Origin of the sequence: Nonomuraea sp. NPDC001831, from assembly GCF_042892035.1 — a bacterium.
In the GTDB taxonomy this organism is placed as follows: domain Bacteria; phylum Actinomycetota; class Actinomycetes; order Streptosporangiales; family Streptosporangiaceae; genus Nonomuraea.
This window is the reverse complement of sequence record NZ_JBIATU010000014.1, coordinates 192,815-207,595: the sequence shown is the minus strand read 5'-3', so window position 1 is coordinate 207,595 and position 14,781 is coordinate 192,815. Positions and strand designations below refer to the sequence as shown.

At 71.2% G+C, this 14,781-nt stretch carries 14 protein-coding genes; 8 read left to right on the top strand and 6 right to left on the bottom strand.

Going from position 1 to position 14,781, the window contains the following annotated elements; translation table 11 throughout:
• Window positions 1-27: 27 nt before the first annotated feature.
• From ACFYYW_RS36235 to ACFYYW_RS36215, 5 genes are all read left to right on the top strand, one after another.
• Window positions 28-3,267 (top strand): hypothetical protein, encoded by a 3,240-nt coding sequence (locus ACFYYW_RS36235; RefSeq protein ID WP_387655749.1) that lies wholly within the window; start codon window positions 28-30, stop codon window positions 3,265-3,267.
• A gap of 70 nt (window positions 3,268-3,337) precedes the next feature.
• The gene (locus ACFYYW_RS36230; protein WP_387655746.1) at window positions 3,338-4,543 is read left to right on the top strand and encodes a DUF418 domain-containing protein; all 1,206 of its coding nucleotides are present in this window, start codon (window positions 3,338-3,340) and stop codon (window positions 4,541-4,543) included.
• A gap of 75 nt (window positions 4,544-4,618) precedes the next feature.
• A complete protein-coding gene (locus tag ACFYYW_RS36225; RefSeq protein WP_352326040.1) occupies window positions 4,619-4,957 on the top strand; it encodes a winged helix-turn-helix domain-containing protein in 339 nt (112 codons plus the stop codon).
• The gene (locus tag ACFYYW_RS36220; RefSeq protein ID WP_352326042.1) at window positions 4,957-5,223 is read left to right on the top strand and encodes a hypothetical protein; all 267 of its coding nucleotides are present in this window, start codon (window positions 4,957-4,959) and stop codon (window positions 5,221-5,223) included. Before ACFYYW_RS36225 ends, ACFYYW_RS36220 begins: the two co-directional genes overlap by 1 nt.
• A gap of 9 nt (window positions 5,224-5,232) precedes the next feature.
• Entirely contained in the window at window positions 5,233-6,207 is a 975-nt protein-coding gene (locus ACFYYW_RS36215) for an NAD(P)-dependent alcohol dehydrogenase (protein WP_387655742.1), read from the top strand.
• Here ACFYYW_RS36215 and ACFYYW_RS36210 read toward each other — a convergent pair.
• On the bottom strand, window positions 6,197-6,661 hold the full coding sequence (locus ACFYYW_RS36210) for a DUF2867 domain-containing protein (protein ID WP_387655739.1): 465 nt from the start codon (window positions 6,659-6,661) through the stop codon (window positions 6,197-6,199). The two genes, ACFYYW_RS36215 and ACFYYW_RS36210, sit on opposite strands and share 11 nt — an antisense overlap.
• Window positions 6,662-6,713: 52 nt before the next feature.
• On the opposite strand from ACFYYW_RS36210, the gene ACFYYW_RS36205 reads away from it, so the two are divergent.
• Window positions 6,714-7,289: a TetR/AcrR family transcriptional regulator gene (locus ACFYYW_RS36205; protein WP_387655736.1), complete on the top strand. Its 576-nt coding sequence runs from the start codon at window positions 6,714-6,716 to the stop codon at window positions 7,287-7,289.
• Window positions 7,290-7,464: 175 nt separating this feature from the next.
• Here ACFYYW_RS36205 and ACFYYW_RS36200 read toward each other — a convergent pair whose 3' ends face one another.
• The 4 genes from ACFYYW_RS36200 to ACFYYW_RS36185 all read right to left on the bottom strand — a co-directional run bounded on the left by ACFYYW_RS36200 (window position 7,465) and on the right by ACFYYW_RS36185 (window position 11,719).
• The gene (locus ACFYYW_RS36200) at window positions 7,465-8,244 is read right to left on the bottom strand and encodes a class I SAM-dependent methyltransferase (RefSeq protein ID WP_387655733.1); all 780 of its coding nucleotides are present in this window, start codon (window positions 8,242-8,244) and stop codon (window positions 7,465-7,467) included.
• Between the two features lie 186 nt (window positions 8,245-8,430).
• On the bottom strand, window positions 8,431-9,822 hold the full coding sequence (locus ACFYYW_RS36195) for a xylan 1,4-beta-xylosidase (RefSeq protein ID WP_387655730.1): 1,392 nt from the start codon (window positions 9,820-9,822) through the stop codon (window positions 8,431-8,433).
• 90 nt (window positions 9,823-9,912) lie between these two features.
• Window positions 9,913-10,665: an SDR family NAD(P)-dependent oxidoreductase gene (locus ACFYYW_RS36190; protein ID WP_364412426.1), complete on the bottom strand. Its 753-nt coding sequence runs from the start codon at window positions 10,663-10,665 to the stop codon at window positions 9,913-9,915.
• Window positions 10,666-10,681: 16 nt separating this feature from the next.
• Window positions 10,682-11,719, bottom strand: coding sequence for a phosphotransferase family protein (locus ACFYYW_RS36185; RefSeq protein WP_358288035.1), 1,038 nt, complete (start codon window positions 11,717-11,719; stop codon window positions 10,682-10,684).
• A gap of 157 nt (window positions 11,720-11,876) precedes the next feature.
• Between ACFYYW_RS36185 and ACFYYW_RS36180 the strand changes: the two genes are divergently transcribed.
• Together ACFYYW_RS36180 and ACFYYW_RS36175 are read left to right on the top strand one after the other, a co-directional pair.
• Window positions 11,877-12,959, top strand: coding sequence for a GNAT family N-acetyltransferase (locus ACFYYW_RS36180; RefSeq protein ID WP_387655726.1), 1,083 nt, complete (start codon window positions 11,877-11,879; stop codon window positions 12,957-12,959).
• Window positions 12,956-14,086: a DegT/DnrJ/EryC1/StrS family aminotransferase gene (locus tag ACFYYW_RS36175; protein WP_387655723.1), complete on the top strand. Its 1,131-nt coding sequence runs from the start codon at window positions 12,956-12,958 to the stop codon at window positions 14,084-14,086. Before ACFYYW_RS36180 ends, ACFYYW_RS36175 begins: the two co-directional genes overlap by 4 nt.
• On the opposite strand, the gene ACFYYW_RS36170 is transcribed toward ACFYYW_RS36175, so the two are convergent.
• Complete coding sequence (locus ACFYYW_RS36170; RefSeq protein ID WP_387655720.1) at window positions 14,058-14,777, bottom strand: hypothetical protein; 720 nt, start codon at window positions 14,775-14,777, stop codon at window positions 14,058-14,060. The two genes, ACFYYW_RS36175 and ACFYYW_RS36170, sit on opposite strands and share 29 nt — an antisense overlap.
• Window positions 14,778-14,781 lie beyond the last annotated feature (4 nt).

Here is a 14,781-nt window from a genome sequence, read left to right as displayed (position 1 = left end):
AACGTGAGGCAACGGGACGGCGATGGCATGACTAAGGGGAAGACCGGCTCCTCCGACGTTCGCAAGGACGCCGGAGAGGAGACAGAGACGCCCTTCGATCCGGAGGCCACGGGGGTGATCCCGCGGCTGACGTTCGACGACGGGCAAGGAGGCGCTCCGGCGTCCCCACCGGCGTCGGACGAGGAGGAGGCGCCGGCGGCGTCCGGCTCCCCGGCGGAGGTGAACGCCGAGACGACGACGGCCTTCCGCGTCCCCGCACCCCTGCACATCGGCCACCCGCCCACGGCTGACGAGCCCGCTTCCGGGCCTTCGCAGGCGTTCGCGGAGCGCGACGGCGAGGCCCGGCCCAAGACGGTGGGGCCCAACGCGTTCACCGCCAGGGCGCCCCACGCCCCGGCTCCGGCGGCCGAGCCGTCCGGTCCTGAGGTGGCGTCCGGTCCCGAGGGGGCGTCCGGTCCTGAGGTGGCGTCCGGTCCCGAGGGGGCGTCCGGTCCCGAGGGGGTGTCCGGGGAGGGCGCGGCTGCGGAGTCGAAGGGCTCACCGGCCGCCGGGACCATGCCGATGCCTGTGGCGCAGCCTCCCCAGGCTCCGCCCGCCGAGGCCGCCGAGGGCGGCTCCCCCACCCCTGCTGCCGGCTCCTCGAAGAGCTCCGCGGCACCCGCACGTCCGGTCAGTGGCCCGAAGGGCTCCGGATCGGACGCGACGGAGGGGGCTCGTTCCGGGGCGTCCTCCGACGCGGGTGGCGCCTCGCCGAACGGGGAGGCGGGCGCCGGTCGTACCGGGGTCGCCGACGCGGGGAGCGCGGGCGCGTCCGGCACGGACGCGCCCGGCACCCAGGGGGCCGGCCCTGCCGATGACGGCGAGGGTGATGGTGACGGCAGGACCGTCGCCTTCAGGGCGCCTGCTTCCCGGACGGCCGAGGCCGGTGCCGGTGCCGTTGCGGCGTCCGGCGCCGGGGCTCCGGCCGTCGAGCGGACTCCGGTTGTCGAGCGGGCTCCGGCCGTCGAGCGGGCTCCGGCCGTCGAGCGGGCTCCGGGGGCTTCCGGCGACGGGCAGGGCGTGGGCGGCCCGCGGGGCGGCGAAGGCGCGCCCGTGGCCGCGGGACAGCAGGGCCGGCCCGCCGGAGGGCGGCTCGCGGCGCTGATCGCCGGCGCGCCCAAGTGGTTGCCGGTCGTCCTCGTGCTCGAGGGCCTGCTCATGTACATCCTCGCCCTGCGCGTGCCCCCGGGGCCGCTGCGGGGTGTGGACCCGGACAACATCAACGGCCTGGGCCTGATCTCGGCGCTGCCGGCGACGGCGTTCATCGCCATCCTGATCATGATCGTGTCGTTCTTCGTCACGGTCGCCCAGAGCACCGACCGCAAGTTCCTGCTGCTGTTCCAGATCGCCGCCATCACGTTCGCCCTGCACGGCGCGGGCGCCCTGGTGGCCACCGAGCCGCGTTTCCCCACGGCGTACATCCACGCCGGTTTCGTGGAGTTCATCTCCAGGACGGGCGAGACGGCGATCAGCATCGACGCCCGTATGGGCTGGCCGGGCTTCTTCGCGTTGTTCGCGTTCGTCACCAAGGCCGCCGGCATCACCGACATGACGACGATCCTGCAGTGGACGCCGCTCCTGTCGAACCTGCTCTACCTGCTCCCGTTCGTCCTGATCCTGCGCCAGGTGGTGGCGACGACGCGGGCCCGCTGGTTCGCGGCGCTGCTGTTCATCCTCGTGCAGTGGATCGGACAGGACTACTTCTCGCCGCAGGGGTTCACCTTCGCCCTGTATCTGGCGTTCGTGGCGATCCTGTTGCGCTGGTTCGGACGGGTGGAGCCGCGTACCAAGCCGATCCCGCCCAAGGGGCTGCGCAAGCTGCTGGGCAGGCTCGACGCGATGACGCCCGGCGAGATCGTGAACACCGGCACGTACCGGGCCGACAAGCTGCTGATGTTGCTGATGTTGCTGGCGTTGTTCTTCGCGTCGGTGGCCTCGCACCAGATCACGCCGTTCATGATGATGGGCGTGGTGACGGCCTTCCTGATCTTCAAGCGGACCTCGCTGACGTGGGCGCTGCCGTTCTTCCTCGGTCTCGTGACGCTGGCGTGGATCAGCTACATGACGGTCGGGTTCTGGGCGGGCCAGATCGACGCGATCTTCGGCGGCCTGGGCAAGATCCTGCAGAACATCGGCAGCGCCACCTCCGACCGCGTCGAGGGCAGCGACCCGGCGCACGCGCTGGTGTTGCAGGCGCGCCTCGGCATCCTCGGCGTCATCCTCTCGCTGGCGGCGGCCGGACTGTTCCGGCGGCTGCGCCGCGGGGTGTTCGACCGGTCCGCGCTGATCCTGCTCTGCGTGCCGGTGCTGGCGCTGGGGCTGCAGAGCTACGGCGGCGAGATCGGCCTGCGCATCTACATGTTCGCGCTGCCGGGCTCCTGCCTGCTGGCCGCCTACGCGTTCTTCCCGAACCTGCCGGCCGACAGCGCGGACGTGCGCGAGGAGACCGTGCCGCTGCGCAGGCGGAACGTGCGCTTCAACCCCGAGCTGACCAAGAAGGTCTCGGTCGTGCTCGCCGCCTGCTTCGCGGTGCTGTTCGCCTTCGCGTTCCTGCTGGCCCGGTACGGCAACGAGAAGTTCGAGCGGGTCACCACCGGCGAGGTCGCCGCCCTGCACTACGTCTACGACCACGACAAGCCGAGCGCCAAGGTGCTCTACCTGGTGCCCAAGGAGGGGCCGGAGGTCACGCCGACCCTGCCGTGGGGCGAGCGGGATGTCGAGCTGGTCAACTTCGGCGTGCAGGCGCTGGTGCACAAGGACCCGACGCAGATCGCCGACGCGGTGGCCAAGCTGAAGGAGCAGCCGCGTAACTCGTACCTGATGGTGAGCCGCGGGCAGGTCAGCTACCTGCAGCTCAACGAGGGCTTCCCGGAGGACTGGGGGCAGCGGTTCCGGGCCGCCCTCGACGCCTCGCCCGACCTGAAGAAAGTCTTTTCCAACGACGACGCCGCGCTCTACACCTGGAAGAAGTTCGTGAAGGGCACGGAGATCCCCGATCCCAACCCCTACAAGGGACGCGGCGACCCCACCTCGCCCTGGACGCCCGTCGGCATCGGCGCGCTGGTCGTGACGTGGGTGGCGCTGTTCGGCTACGAGGTCATCGGGCTGAACGGGCCGAACCGGGCACGACGGGCGCGCAGAGGGCTGATGTTCCTGGCCATCCCGTCGTTCTTGATCTCTATAGCAGTGATCGTGGAGAGATTTATCCACATCGCACTAAATAACTGAATTCACAGGAAACGCTAAGGTTTTGCGGGATGATGTAGGCCTGATGAGGACACAGGAGACACTTCCCGCCATGCCCGATGCACGACTCGCGGCTGCGAGGATCACTTCTGTGGACGCCCTGCGCGGCTTCTCGCTGCTGGGCATCCTCGTCGTCAACATCGCCTTCCTGGCCTCCGGTTTCCGGATGGCCGGGATGGCGGAGCCCGGCTTCGACTCCTCCCTCGACTGGGTCGTGCGCTGGACCGTGACGCTGTTCATGGAGAACAAGTTCTACCTGCTGTTCTCCTTCCTGTTCGGCTACAGCTTCACGCTCCAGCTCGACTCGGCCGTCCGGCAGGGGCGGGCGTTCGTGCCGATGTTCCTGCGCCGCCTGGGCGGGCTGCTGCTGATCGGCCTGGCCCACGCGGTGCTGCTGTTCCCCGGCGACATCCTGACCACGTACGCGTTCGTCGGGATCGCGCTGCTGGTGCTGCGCAGGATCGGCCCCAAGACCGCGATCGTGCTGGCCGGGCTGCTGACCCTGCTGCTCGCGTTCGGGTTCCTGATGCTGGCCCTGCTGGCGATGGTCGGCCTGGACGCCTCCGGCACGGTCGCCGAGGGCACCGCCGAGGCCGCCAGGTCCGACACCGCGCTCGGCGGGGTGTTCTGGCAGATCATCTCCGAGCACATGCGCAAGTTGTCGCTGATCGTCCTGCTGCGGGTGCTGTTCCAGGGTCCCGCGGTGCTGGCCGCGTGCCTGATCGGGCTGGCGGTCGGCAAGCTCGGCGTGCTGCGGAACCTGTCGGCGCACAAGGTGGCGCTGCGCAGGTTGCAGTGGACCGGGTTCACGGTCGGGCTGGCCGGCGCCTTCGTCTACACGCAGTCGGCCTGGAACGGCACGGTGAACAAGTTCCTGGGCGAGGCCATCGACCTGGTGACCGCGCCGCTGCTGGCCGCCGCGTACGCGGCCACGTTCCTGCGGGTGCTGCCGTACCTGCCGCGGGTGGGCCGGGCCCTGGCCGCCCCCGGGCGGATGGCCCTGTCGAACTACCTGGGCCAGTCGCTGATCTGCTCGCTGATCTTCACCGGTTACGGCCTGGCCCTGGTGGACCGGGTCAGCCCCGCCGTCGAGGTGCTGATCGCGCTGGCCATCTTCACCGTCCAGGTGCTCTACAGCCACTGGTGGCTCAAGGGACACCGGTACGGGCCGGTGGAGTGGGTGCTGCGCTACCTGACGTACTGGCGCAGGCCCACGGGCCAGCGGCACAAGGTTCCCGATTCCGCGCAGGCCGTCTGAGATCGTCTGTCCAAATGCCCCTTGGGCGAGGTACGCTCTCATGTGTAAGGAAAATCTTTCACGTGACGGGAAACCATGACCGATGCCGCGCCGACCGGTGACGAGCTGGTCGAGATGCTGGCGGCGCTGGGCAACCCCCTGCGGGTGCGCATCGTCGCGACCCTGGCCGCCGGCCGCGACTATGTGAGCCACCTGGCCCGCGAGATCGGCGTCAGCCGTCCGCTCCTCCACATGCACCTGCGGCGGCTGGAAGCGGCCGGCCTGATCGTCGGCACGCTGGAGCTCTCCGAGGACGGCAAGGCCATGAAGTACTACGAAGTCACCGACTTCGACGTCCACCTCACCGCAGCGGCGCTGGCCGAGGCGGCCAAGACCCTCACCGCGCCCGACCCGGAGCCCAAGGAGCGCCCCTGATGCCCACCGCCTGGCCCGAGGTGATCTTCATCCTCGGCGTGCTGCTCGTGACCGGCTTCCTGATCTGCCTGGTCATCGTCGGCCTCTTCGACTTCCGCAAGGCGAAGCTGGAGGCCCTGCAGAAGGACGACCTGCGCCGGCTCGTGCACAGGTTCGAGCAGCTCGCCGAGAACACCCTCGACGCCCAGCAGCGCTCGGCGGCCGACCTGGCCGAGCTGCGCGCCCGCACGGCGTCGATCGAGCAGATCCTCAGAACCGTCGAGTAGGAGCGTGCCATGAAAGCCATCCGTTACGCCGCCTACGGGCCGCCCGAGGCCGTCATCGAACTGCGGGAGGTCGACCCGCCGCCGGTCGGCGACGACGACGTGCTGGTCCGGGTGCGGGCCGCGTCCGTCAACCCGGGCGACTGGCACTTCGTGCGCGGCCTGCCGTACGTGATGCGGGCCGTCTCGGGGCTGCGCCGGCCCACGTTCGACGGGCTCGGCATGGACCTGGCCGGGCAGGTCGAGGCGACGGGCCGCAACGTCACCCGGCTGAAGCCCGGCGACGAGGTGTTCGGCCACTTCCGGGGCGCCTTCGCCGAGTACGTCGCCGTCCCCCAGGACAAGGTGCTGCTGGAGAAGCCGGCCGGTTCGACGTACGAGCAGGCGGCGGCCGTGCCGCTGGCGGCGCTGACCGCCTACGAGGCTCTGGCCGTCAGAGGTGAGGTCAAACCAGGGCAGAAGGTCCTGGTCGTCGGCGCGGCGGGCGGGGTGGGGACGTTCGCGGTGCAGATCGCCAAGGCGCTGGGCGCCGAGGTGATCGGCGTGTGCAGCGGCGGCAAGGCGGAGCTGGTCGCGTCCTTGGGGGCCGACGAGGTCATCGACTACACCAGACAGGACTTCAGCCACCACACCGGCCGGTACGACCTCATCCTCGACAACGTCGGCGACCGGCGGCTCGCGGACTACCGGCGGGCCCTCACCCCCACCGGCACCTACGTCCCCAACGGGGGCTCCGGCGGCGGGTCGCTGCTCGGGCCGGCCGGGCGCATCCTGCGCGTGCTCGCGACCAAGCCGTTCGTCCGGCAGCGCATGGTCAACTTCGTCACGGCCCCGGACCGGGACACGCTGACCGCCGTGCGCGGGCTCGTCGAGGCGGGCGAGGTCGTCCCGGTCGTCAGCCGGACCTACCGGCTGGACCAGGTGCCCGAGGCCATCGCCCACGTCGAGCAGGGCCACGCCACGGGCAAGGTCGTCGTCACCCTGTAGGCGCACCCAGGCGGCGCTGGGCGGAGCGCAGCATGGCCCGGACGATGATCGGGTGCACGAGGCGTACCGGCCAGAAGTAGAGCCGGCCGCGCCGGCCCTTCAACCGGACGGTGGTCGTGACCCGCACGAGCCGCGCCTCGCGGTCGACCCCCACCCCGCAGCGGAAGTCCAGGTGCCGGTCGTCGGCCACGATCAGCGCCTCCTCCCCCTCGACCCGGGCGACCCGGAAGACGTCGCGCGGCGCGCGCGGGATGCCGGCCAGCGGCACGACCGCCTGGCGCAACCACAGGGCCGCGGCGATCCAGCGGGGCATCGACGCGACCGAGAAGACGGCCTTCGCCCAGGCCCGCGGATCGGCGGTCGCGCGCGGCGGCAGCACACCGACGACCACGTCGGCGTAGTCGGGCGCGGGCATGTCGTCCAGGGCGGACGACCAGTAGACGGGTGTTCTCATGACGCCTCCATACGGTGCCGTATGGTGAGGACTATACGGTACCGTATGGCGAATGGCGCAAGGGGGCCGGATCACGGCGGAACAGTGGGTGGACGCGGCGTACGTGCGGTTCACCAAGATCGGGCTGGACTCGGTGCGGGTCGAGGCCGTCGCCCGCGACCTCGGCACCACCAAGGGCTCCTTCTACTGGCACCACGCCGACCGCGGCGCGCTCGTCCGGGCGGTCATGGAGCGCTGGGAGGCCGAGGAGACCGAGCACATCATCGCGGCCGCCTCCGCCGAGGCCGAGCCGCGCGCCCGGCTGCGCGCCCTGTTCGGCACGGTCGCGGCCCGCGCCGGGCGGCGCGGCGGCGAGAGCCGCCTCTACCTCGACGCCGAACGCGAGGGCGTCGCCGACATCGTCACCCGGGTCACCCGCCGCCGCGTCGACTTCGTCGCCGGGCTCCTGGTGGGGCTGGGCTTCGACGAGGAGGAGGCGGAACGCCGGGCGCTGCTCGCGCTGGCGGTGGTGCTCGGCCTCCAGCAGCTCGAACGCGGCACGCGGCCACACATCGTGCTCGACCAGACGCTCCTCACCGAGACGGCGTTCACGATGGCCGTCACGCCGCCCCGGTCCCAGGGCGAGTGAGGTCCGACCGCGGACGTTCGTCAGGCCCGATCGCGCAGGTCCGTCAGGCCCGATCGCGCAGGTCCGTCGGGCCCGATCGCGCAGGTCCGTCAGGGCCGGCTTCGGGGGTGAGGGGCGGTCCGGGCCGCATCCCGGAGCCGCCGGGACGCCGCTGGGCTGTTCGGGCGGGCGGTTGTCAGGCGTCCGGGCCGTTGCGCTGGAGTTCCAGGAAGTCCTGGTCGCAGCTCAGGCGGTAGCCGTCCGGGGTGCGGAAGTTCTCCTGGAGGTAGGCGGCGACCTCGTCCATGGCGGGCGGCTCCGGCAGCGGGACGACGTTCAGCATGAACTGCGCGACCGCCAGGGCGGTTTCCAGGTCGGGCATGGTCACGGAGGCCGGGTCGGTGCTGATGCCGATCTCCCACTCGGTGCCGGCGGTGGCGGCGAAGGCGCGTCCGAGGGCGTCCAGGTCGTAGCGGTGGCCGGTGAAGCGGCGCAGCAGGCGCATGCAGTCGCTGTCGGGGTTCTGCATGACGACCACGGCGAAGCCGCCCTCGGCCGTCCAGGAGGCCAGCCTCTGGAGCTGGTGCAGCCACGTCTGCTGCGGCACGTAGTACAGGACGTGCGCGCACAACACCAGGTCGGCGGTCTCCTGCGGATCGGCGGTGGCGATGTCCTGGCCGAGGATCGTGGCCTCGGGACACCGGCGGGCCAGCTCCGCCCGCAGGTGCTCGTTCGGCTCGATGGCGATCGTCCGGTCGAACCTGGGCTCCAGCCATGCGGTGGTCTCGCCCGTCCCCGCGCCGGCGTCGATGAACGTACGGCGGTGGGGCAGCCGTCCCACGATCCGGGCCAGTTCTTCGCGGGCCCGGATCTTCTGGTCGGTGTGGGCCAGGAAGGTGGCGAAGGCGGCGTCGTAGGCCGCGCTCATCGGGTCGAGGATGTGCACGATGGGCGGCTCGGCATTGCTGTCGGTCATCACGGTCCCCGGCGTCACAAGTCAGTCACTTTCAGCTTATGGAGGACCACTCTACGTTCATGCGTATCTGGATCGGTGAAGCGGTGGACCGTGCCGGGGGGCTGCCCTGGGACGGGCTCCAACCGGCCCACCCGGTAACCAGGCAACGGGCCGGGTGGACCATGGGCGCCGAAGGCGCCGGGGCCGTCAGGTGCCGCCTCTTCCCGCCCACTTGATCTCGTACGCCCCCAGCGTCACCGTCTTGCCGTCCACCGTGGCCGTCACCTCCCGGTCGGACGTGTTCACCATGACGACCTGCTGCTCCTGCGCCAGCACCTTCACCTTCGGGTCGGACGACGTCACCGCGCTGTCGAGCCGCGCCCCCGCCGGGAACCACCGGGTGAACCCGCTGAGCAGCCCCGCCATCGGCATCTCGTCCCCCCGCCCGGGCGCCCAGAGGCAGCCGTCACACTGGCCCGTCCCCTTCACCTGCGGGTTCCAGTACAGGGCGGTGGTGACGCCGCTCCTGGCGAACTCCATCATCGCCGCCGCCTGGACGGCCGTGCGCCGCTCCTCGCTCCACCCGGAGTTCTCCGGCTCTACGTACCACTCGGCCCACCAGACGGGCAGGTCGCCGCTCTTCTCCCGCAGCCACTTCGTGATCGCGCCGAACTTGCCGAGCGCGCCGAAGTCGTCGGGAATGTTCCCCTTGTCGGTCGTCATCGAGGCGCCGTCCACGACGATGAAGTCGGCGCCCTTCTTGTGCTCGATCCAGTACTCGATGGCGTCGAGCGCCCGCTGGTCGACGGTCCCCCAGGGGCCCTTCAGCTCGGAGGGCCCGCCGCCCGAGCCGGTCTCGATCGGCATGTACGGCCCGCCCACCTTGATCTGCGGGTCGACCTTCTTCAGCGCCGCGTAGACCTTGTTGTAGAGCTGGGTGTACCCCTCGGCGTCCCAGCGGTTGGTCGAGGGGTCCCAGAAGCCCTTGAACTCGTTCCACACCATGTAGTACTTGACGGTCGGGTACTGCCGGGCCACCCGCGCGGCCAGCTTGGCGTAGTCGTCGAAGTGCTCCGGCTCGGGGGCGACGGTGTGGTTCTTGCTCCAGTCGGTACGTCCGGGCTGCCCGCCCTTCATCCAGTCGGGCGCGCAGCACAGGGTGATCACCGGCACCGCCCGCGACGACGCCATGAACGTCAGCCGCCGGTCGAGGTCGCGGAAGCTGAACTGGCCGGGGCTCGGCTCGGGGTTGCCCACGCCCCACCCCATGATGTGCTGGTTCTGCAGCATCGGCACCCGCCCGAGCAGGCCCCTGGCCTGGTCGACGACCTGGCGCGGCTCGGTCTCGGTGCTGTACTGCGTGTGCGTGACGCCCCACCGGGGCCAGTCGTGGAGCACGGGCGGCTGTTCGAGCCGCGGCGGCGCCTGGCTGGGCCCGACCTCGGCCACCTCGCCGCCCTTGAAACCCTCGCGAGGGCTCGACCGCATGCCCGCGTAGACCATGATGCCGACGACGAGCACGACCGCGAGGACGCCGGCTCCCAGGGCGATCGGCCATGGCGACCGTCTGCGCGCGTGTCTGCCCTCGGTGGGGATCACGGAACGCTCCTTACCATCACGCAACGTACAAGGGCCAGGTAGTGCCCGGCCCTTATGACGGTAATCGTTCCGCTTGCAGCAGACTTGATGTCAATCGGAAGCGGGTGGGCGCTGACCGCCCGCGGGCCCGGGAACCCCTGAGTAACGGTACGCCACCGGCTGCCTACCTGGCTGCACGACGAGCAGGGTGCCCGGCGTCTCGGCGTAGAAGGCGGACTCGACGGCGGCGGCGACGTCCTCGGCGGTGAGCAGCGGGAATCCGGCGTCGACGAACATGTCCCGCGCGGCGGCCACCAGCGGAGTGTCGGTGAATCCGGGGCAGACGGCGTTGATCCGGATGTTCTGCTGGGACAGCGGCTCGGCCAGCGCCCGGACCAGGCCGACGACGGCGTGCTTGGTCATGGTGTAGATCGGGTCGCCGGCGAAGGCCACCAGCCCGGCCAGCGAGGACGTGGCCACGATCGCGCCGCCGCCCGACCTGGCCAGCAGCGGCACGCTGGCGCGCACGCCGAAGACGACGCCGTCCACGTTCACGCCGACGACCGCGCGGTAGCGCTCCAGGTCGAAGTCCGCCAGGTCGACGCCCCCGGAGATGCCGGCGTTGAGGTGCACCAGGTCGAGGCGGCCGTACCGCTGCTCGGCGAGCGCGACGGCCTCCAGGGAGGCTTCCTCGGTGCTGACGTCGGCGGCCAGCCACGCGCCCTCGACCTCCTTGGCCACCCGTTCGACGCCCTCGCCGTCGCGGTCGACGAGGACGCACTTCGCGCCGCCCGACGACAGCCGCCGGGCCACCGCGGCGCCGATGCCGCTGGCCGCTCCGGTGATGAGTGCAACTGTGCTCATGGGGCTCCTTGCGGGGTCAGGGCTGGTCGAGCATGCGATGGGCGCGGGAGATCAGGGTCGGCACGGCCGCGCCGATGCGGTCGAACCCCTCCCCCACGGTCTTACCCTGCTTGAACCGGGCGTGGATACCCTCCACGATCACCGCCAGCTTGAAATTGCCGAAGGCCACGTAGAACCCGAGGTCGGAGATGTCGCGGCCGGAGACCTTCCCGTAGTGGGCGGCGAACTCGGCGGCGTTCATGAACCCCGGCGCCACCGTCACGTCCCCGGAGACGGGGATGCGGGCCCGTTCGTCGTCCCCGCGGTCGTGCCAATAGGTCAGCGTCAGCCCCAGGTCGGCCAGCGGGTCGCCGAGCGTGGACATCTCCCAGTCGACCACGGCCATGATCTCGATCTCGGCCGGCGGCGGCGCCAGGCGCACCAGCGTGTTGTCCAGCCGGTAGTCGCCGTGCACCAGGGTGCTGTCGGACGCGGCGGGCAGCCGCTCGCGCAGCCGCCGGACGAGGCTGTCGTAGTCGGGCAGGTCGGCGGTCTTCGACCGTTCCCACTGCTGGCACCACCGGTCGAGCTGCCGGGCCAGGTATCCCTCGGGACGGCCGAAGTCGCCGAGCCCGACCTCGCGGTAGTCCACGGCGTGGATGGCGGCCAGCACCTCGGCCAGCCGCTCCGACAGCCGCCGCGTCTGGGCCGGCGTCGGCCGCCCCAGCTCGTCCTTGGTCTGGACGGCGGCGCCGGGCACGTACCCCATGACATAGAACGGCGCCCCGACCACCTCCTCGTCGGCGCAGAAGGCGACGGGCTCGGGCACCGGGACGGGCGTCGGCGCCAGCGCGGAGATGACCCGCCACTCCCGCCGCATGTCGTGGGCGGTGGGCAGCACGTGACCCAGCGGCGGCCTGCGCAGCACCAGCCGGCGCTCGCGCGCCTCCACCAGGTAGGTCAGGTTCGACCTGCCTCCGGAGATCAGCGAGACGGACAGCGGCTCCCCGGCGTCCGGCACGTTCCTGCCCAGCCACGAGACCAGCCGCGGCCAGTCGATCCCTGGTACGGTCATGGACACACATTAGAACGCCACTCGGTCCTGAAAGCCAGCTGAGAGTTGCATAACAGTAGGCCCGGCACATCCCAGGCATGGACGCCCATCCTTTAACCTGGCCATACACCTCTGACCGCATGCTGGTCAGGTTGTGGTAAGCCGACAGTAGGAGCCCATGCGCGTCACCGTTGCCCACCCTCGTGATCTGGGACAGCCCGAACTCAGCCGATGGCGCGCCCTGCAGGAGTCCGACGCCGCCTTCGACAACCCCTTCCTGTCCCCGGAGTTCACGGTCACGGTGGGCGAGCTCCGGGATCTGGTCCGGGTGGCCGTCCTGTACGACGGGCCGGACATCGTCGGCTTCTTCCCCTTCGAACGCCATCCGCTGGGCATCGGCAAGCCGGTCGCCGCGGGGCTGACCGACGCGCAGGGCCTGGTCCACGCCAAGGGCCTCGACCTCGACCCGCACCGGCTGATCAAGGACTGCGGGCTGTCGGTCTACGAGTTCGACCACCTGGTCTCCGGCCAGCCGCTGCTCGACGGGCGGTACACCACGCACCCCTCGCCGATCATCGACCTGCGCGACGGCTACGGCCCCTACACCGAGACGTTGCGGGACCGGTCCGGCAAGACGTACAAGTCGACCCTGGCCAAGTCGCGCAAGCTGCAGCGCGAGTCGGGGCCGCTGCGCCACGACTACGCGATCACCGACACCGGGCCGCTGCACACGCTGCTCGGCTGGAAGACCGACCAGTACCGGCGTACCGGGCGCACCGACCGGTTCTCCCAGCGGTGGATCGTCGAGCTGGTCGAGCGGCTGCTCGCGACCCGGTCCGACAGCTTCGCCGGCGTCCTCGACATGGTCTACGTCGACGACGTGCCGGTGGCCGGGCACTTCGGGGTGCGCACCCGCACGACGCTGGCCGGCTGGTTCCCGGCCTACGACACCGCCTTCGCCAAGTACTCCCCCGGGCTCATCCACCACCTGGCGATGGCCGAGGCAGCCGCCGCATCGGGCGTCCAGGTGATCGACATGGGCCGGGGCGAGAAGGAGTACAAGGAGAAGCTCAAGAACGGCGAGCTGGAAGTCGCGGAGGGCCGCGTGGCCAGGGCCGGTGTCGCGGCTGGGGTCCACTGGATGATGCGGGTGCCGGTGCGCAAGACGCGCGCCACGGTGATGGCCAATCCGCTGCTGCTCAAGACCGCCGACAAGGCGTTGAAAACTTTTGGGCGCTTGCGTACCGTCCTACAAGGGTGAGACTCATCGCGGAGCGCACCGGGCGGCACTGCCTGTGGCTCCCATCCAACCGCCTCGGCCTCTACCTCGCCCTGCGCCACTGGTGCCTGCCGGGTCAGCGGCTGCTCATGTCTCCGGTCTCGGCCGACGAGATCCTCTTCCTCGTGCTGGCCGCCGGTCTGCGCCCGGTGATCGCGCCGCTGTCCCCGCGTGACGGCAACATCGACGTCTCCCGTGTCGACCTGTCCACGGTGGACGCCGTCCTGACGACGAACCTGTACGGCCTGCCCGACCAGGTGTCCGCCTTCACGGGAAAGATCCTGATCGAGGACGTGGCGCACGCCCTGGAGACCGCTCCCGGCGGGCGCCCGCTGGGCACGTTCGGCCAGGCGGGGGTGTTCAGCCTGTCCAAACATCCGGGCGCGGGCTCGGGCGGCGTGCTCGCGGTGACCGACCGCGCCGACCTCCAAGCGCTCGAACGCGCCCGCGACGAGCTGCTCGTCCCCGGCGCGCTGCGCGCCGACCTGTTCAGCGTGGCCACCTCCATGGCCCGGCAGGCGGCGCTCAGGCTCGACCTCGTGCGCCCGGCGCTCGCGCTCATGCGCGCCCTCGGCATGCAGGAGGAGCGCGAGGGCTACCGCATCGCCCTGGAGCCCGACGCGCTGGAGCTGGCGCTCAAGCAGGTGCCCGCGCTGCCGCCGTTCGACCCGTGGGTACGCGCCGACCTGGCGGCCTACCGCGCCCGGCGGGGCCGGCTGGTCCGCTGGTACCAGTCCAGGCGTCTGGCCAAGGTGCCCGGCGAGCGGGCGCGGCGGCTGGCCGGGATCGCCCGGCTGGCCGAGCTGCCCACGGTGGCGCCGGCCGTGCTGGACCACCTGGACCAGCCGCTGTTCCGCGTCCCGCTGCTGGTGCGCGACAGGGACGCGGCCGTCGCCGAGCTGGAGCGCCGCGGGGTGGCCACCGGCTACCTGTACGACCCGCCGTACGACGAGTACGCCCTCGGCTTCACCGACGCCTCGCCGGACCCGGGCCCCGCGCGCTGGTGGGCCCGGCACGTGCTGCCCGTGGACCCGCTGTACGCGGCCCGCTCGCTGCCCGTGCTGCGCGGTCTGGAGCCGCCTATGCGGGGTCCGCGCGAAGCAGCCTGAGGAACGCGCGCAGCCCGGTGATGATCTCCTGGTTGTCGTTGAGGCCGTCCACGGTCTCCTCGAAGCGGCGGGCCATCAGCGTGATCCGGCGCTCCAGGTCGTGGTCGGCCCGTTCCAGGCCGGCCCGGGTGGCCGCGAGCTCGCCGCCGAGCTCCTCGACCTGCCGGGTGAGCCGTTCGGCGGCGGCGGACAGCGTCTCGACCTGGTCGCGCAGCGCGATCACGTCGAGGCGCGGGTAGCGGACCTCGCGTCCCAGCGTCCTGACCCGCTCGCGCAGGTGCCCGACGTAGGCCCCGGCCGGCCGGAACGCGGTGGCCAGCAGGTAGAACCCGGCGAAGTAGTAGCCGATCTGCCGCCCGGAGAAGAACGTGACCACCGCGACCACGACGGCCGAGACCACGTGCCCGGCGACCGCGAGGACGAGCATGCGGCGCGCGATCGTCCTGGCCTCCTGCTCCCCGCGGGCCGGGACGTCGATGCCGGTCTCGCGGGAGACCGCGATGTCGTGCACCACCTGCCGGGCGGCGAAGGACAGGTTCCACGGGAAGGTCAGCAGGACGACCAGCCAGACCAGGCAGATCGCGCCCAGGCCCAGCGACAGGAGGGTGGACAGGGGCACGCCCGCGTACAGGACGAGCCACGCGACGACCGCCGTGACGATCAGCGAGGCCGGCAGGAGCCAGGGTTTCATGCCC

Coding starts and splice junctions, on each gene's coding strand:
- ACFYYW_RS36200 (WP_387655733.1), bottom strand. CDS start 8,244: ATGACCGACAGCAATGCCGAGCCGCCCATCGTGCACATCCTCGACCCG.
- ACFYYW_RS36205 (WP_387655736.1), top strand. CDS start 6,714: ATGGCGCAAGGGGGCCGGATCACGGCGGAACAGTGGGTGGACGCGGCG.
- ACFYYW_RS36185 (WP_358288035.1), bottom strand. CDS start 11,719: ATGACCGTACCAGGGATCGACTGGCCGCGGCTGGTCTCGTGGCTGGGC.
- ACFYYW_RS36180 (WP_387655726.1), top strand. CDS start 11,877: ATGCGCGTCACCGTTGCCCACCCTCGTGATCTGGGACAGCCCGAACTC.
- ACFYYW_RS36235 (WP_387655749.1), top strand. CDS start 28: ATGACTAAGGGGAAGACCGGCTCCTCCGACGTTCGCAAGGACGCCGGA.
- ACFYYW_RS36170 (WP_387655720.1), bottom strand. CDS start 14,777: ATGAAACCCTGGCTCCTGCCGGCCTCGCTGATCGTCACGGCGGTCGTC.
- ACFYYW_RS36225 (WP_352326040.1), top strand. CDS start 4,619: ATGACCGATGCCGCGCCGACCGGTGACGAGCTGGTCGAGATGCTGGCG.
- ACFYYW_RS36210 (WP_387655739.1), bottom strand. CDS start 6,661: ATGAGAACACCCGTCTACTGGTCGTCCGCCCTGGACGACATGCCCGCG.
- ACFYYW_RS36220 (WP_352326042.1), top strand. CDS start 4,957: ATGCCCACCGCCTGGCCCGAGGTGATCTTCATCCTCGGCGTGCTGCTC.
- ACFYYW_RS36230 (WP_387655746.1), top strand. CDS start 3,338: ATGCCCGATGCACGACTCGCGGCTGCGAGGATCACTTCTGTGGACGCC.
- ACFYYW_RS36215 (WP_387655742.1), top strand. CDS start 5,233: ATGAAAGCCATCCGTTACGCCGCCTACGGGCCGCCCGAGGCCGTCATC.
- ACFYYW_RS36190 (WP_364412426.1), bottom strand. CDS start 10,665: ATGAGCACAGTTGCACTCATCACCGGAGCGGCCAGCGGCATCGGCGCC.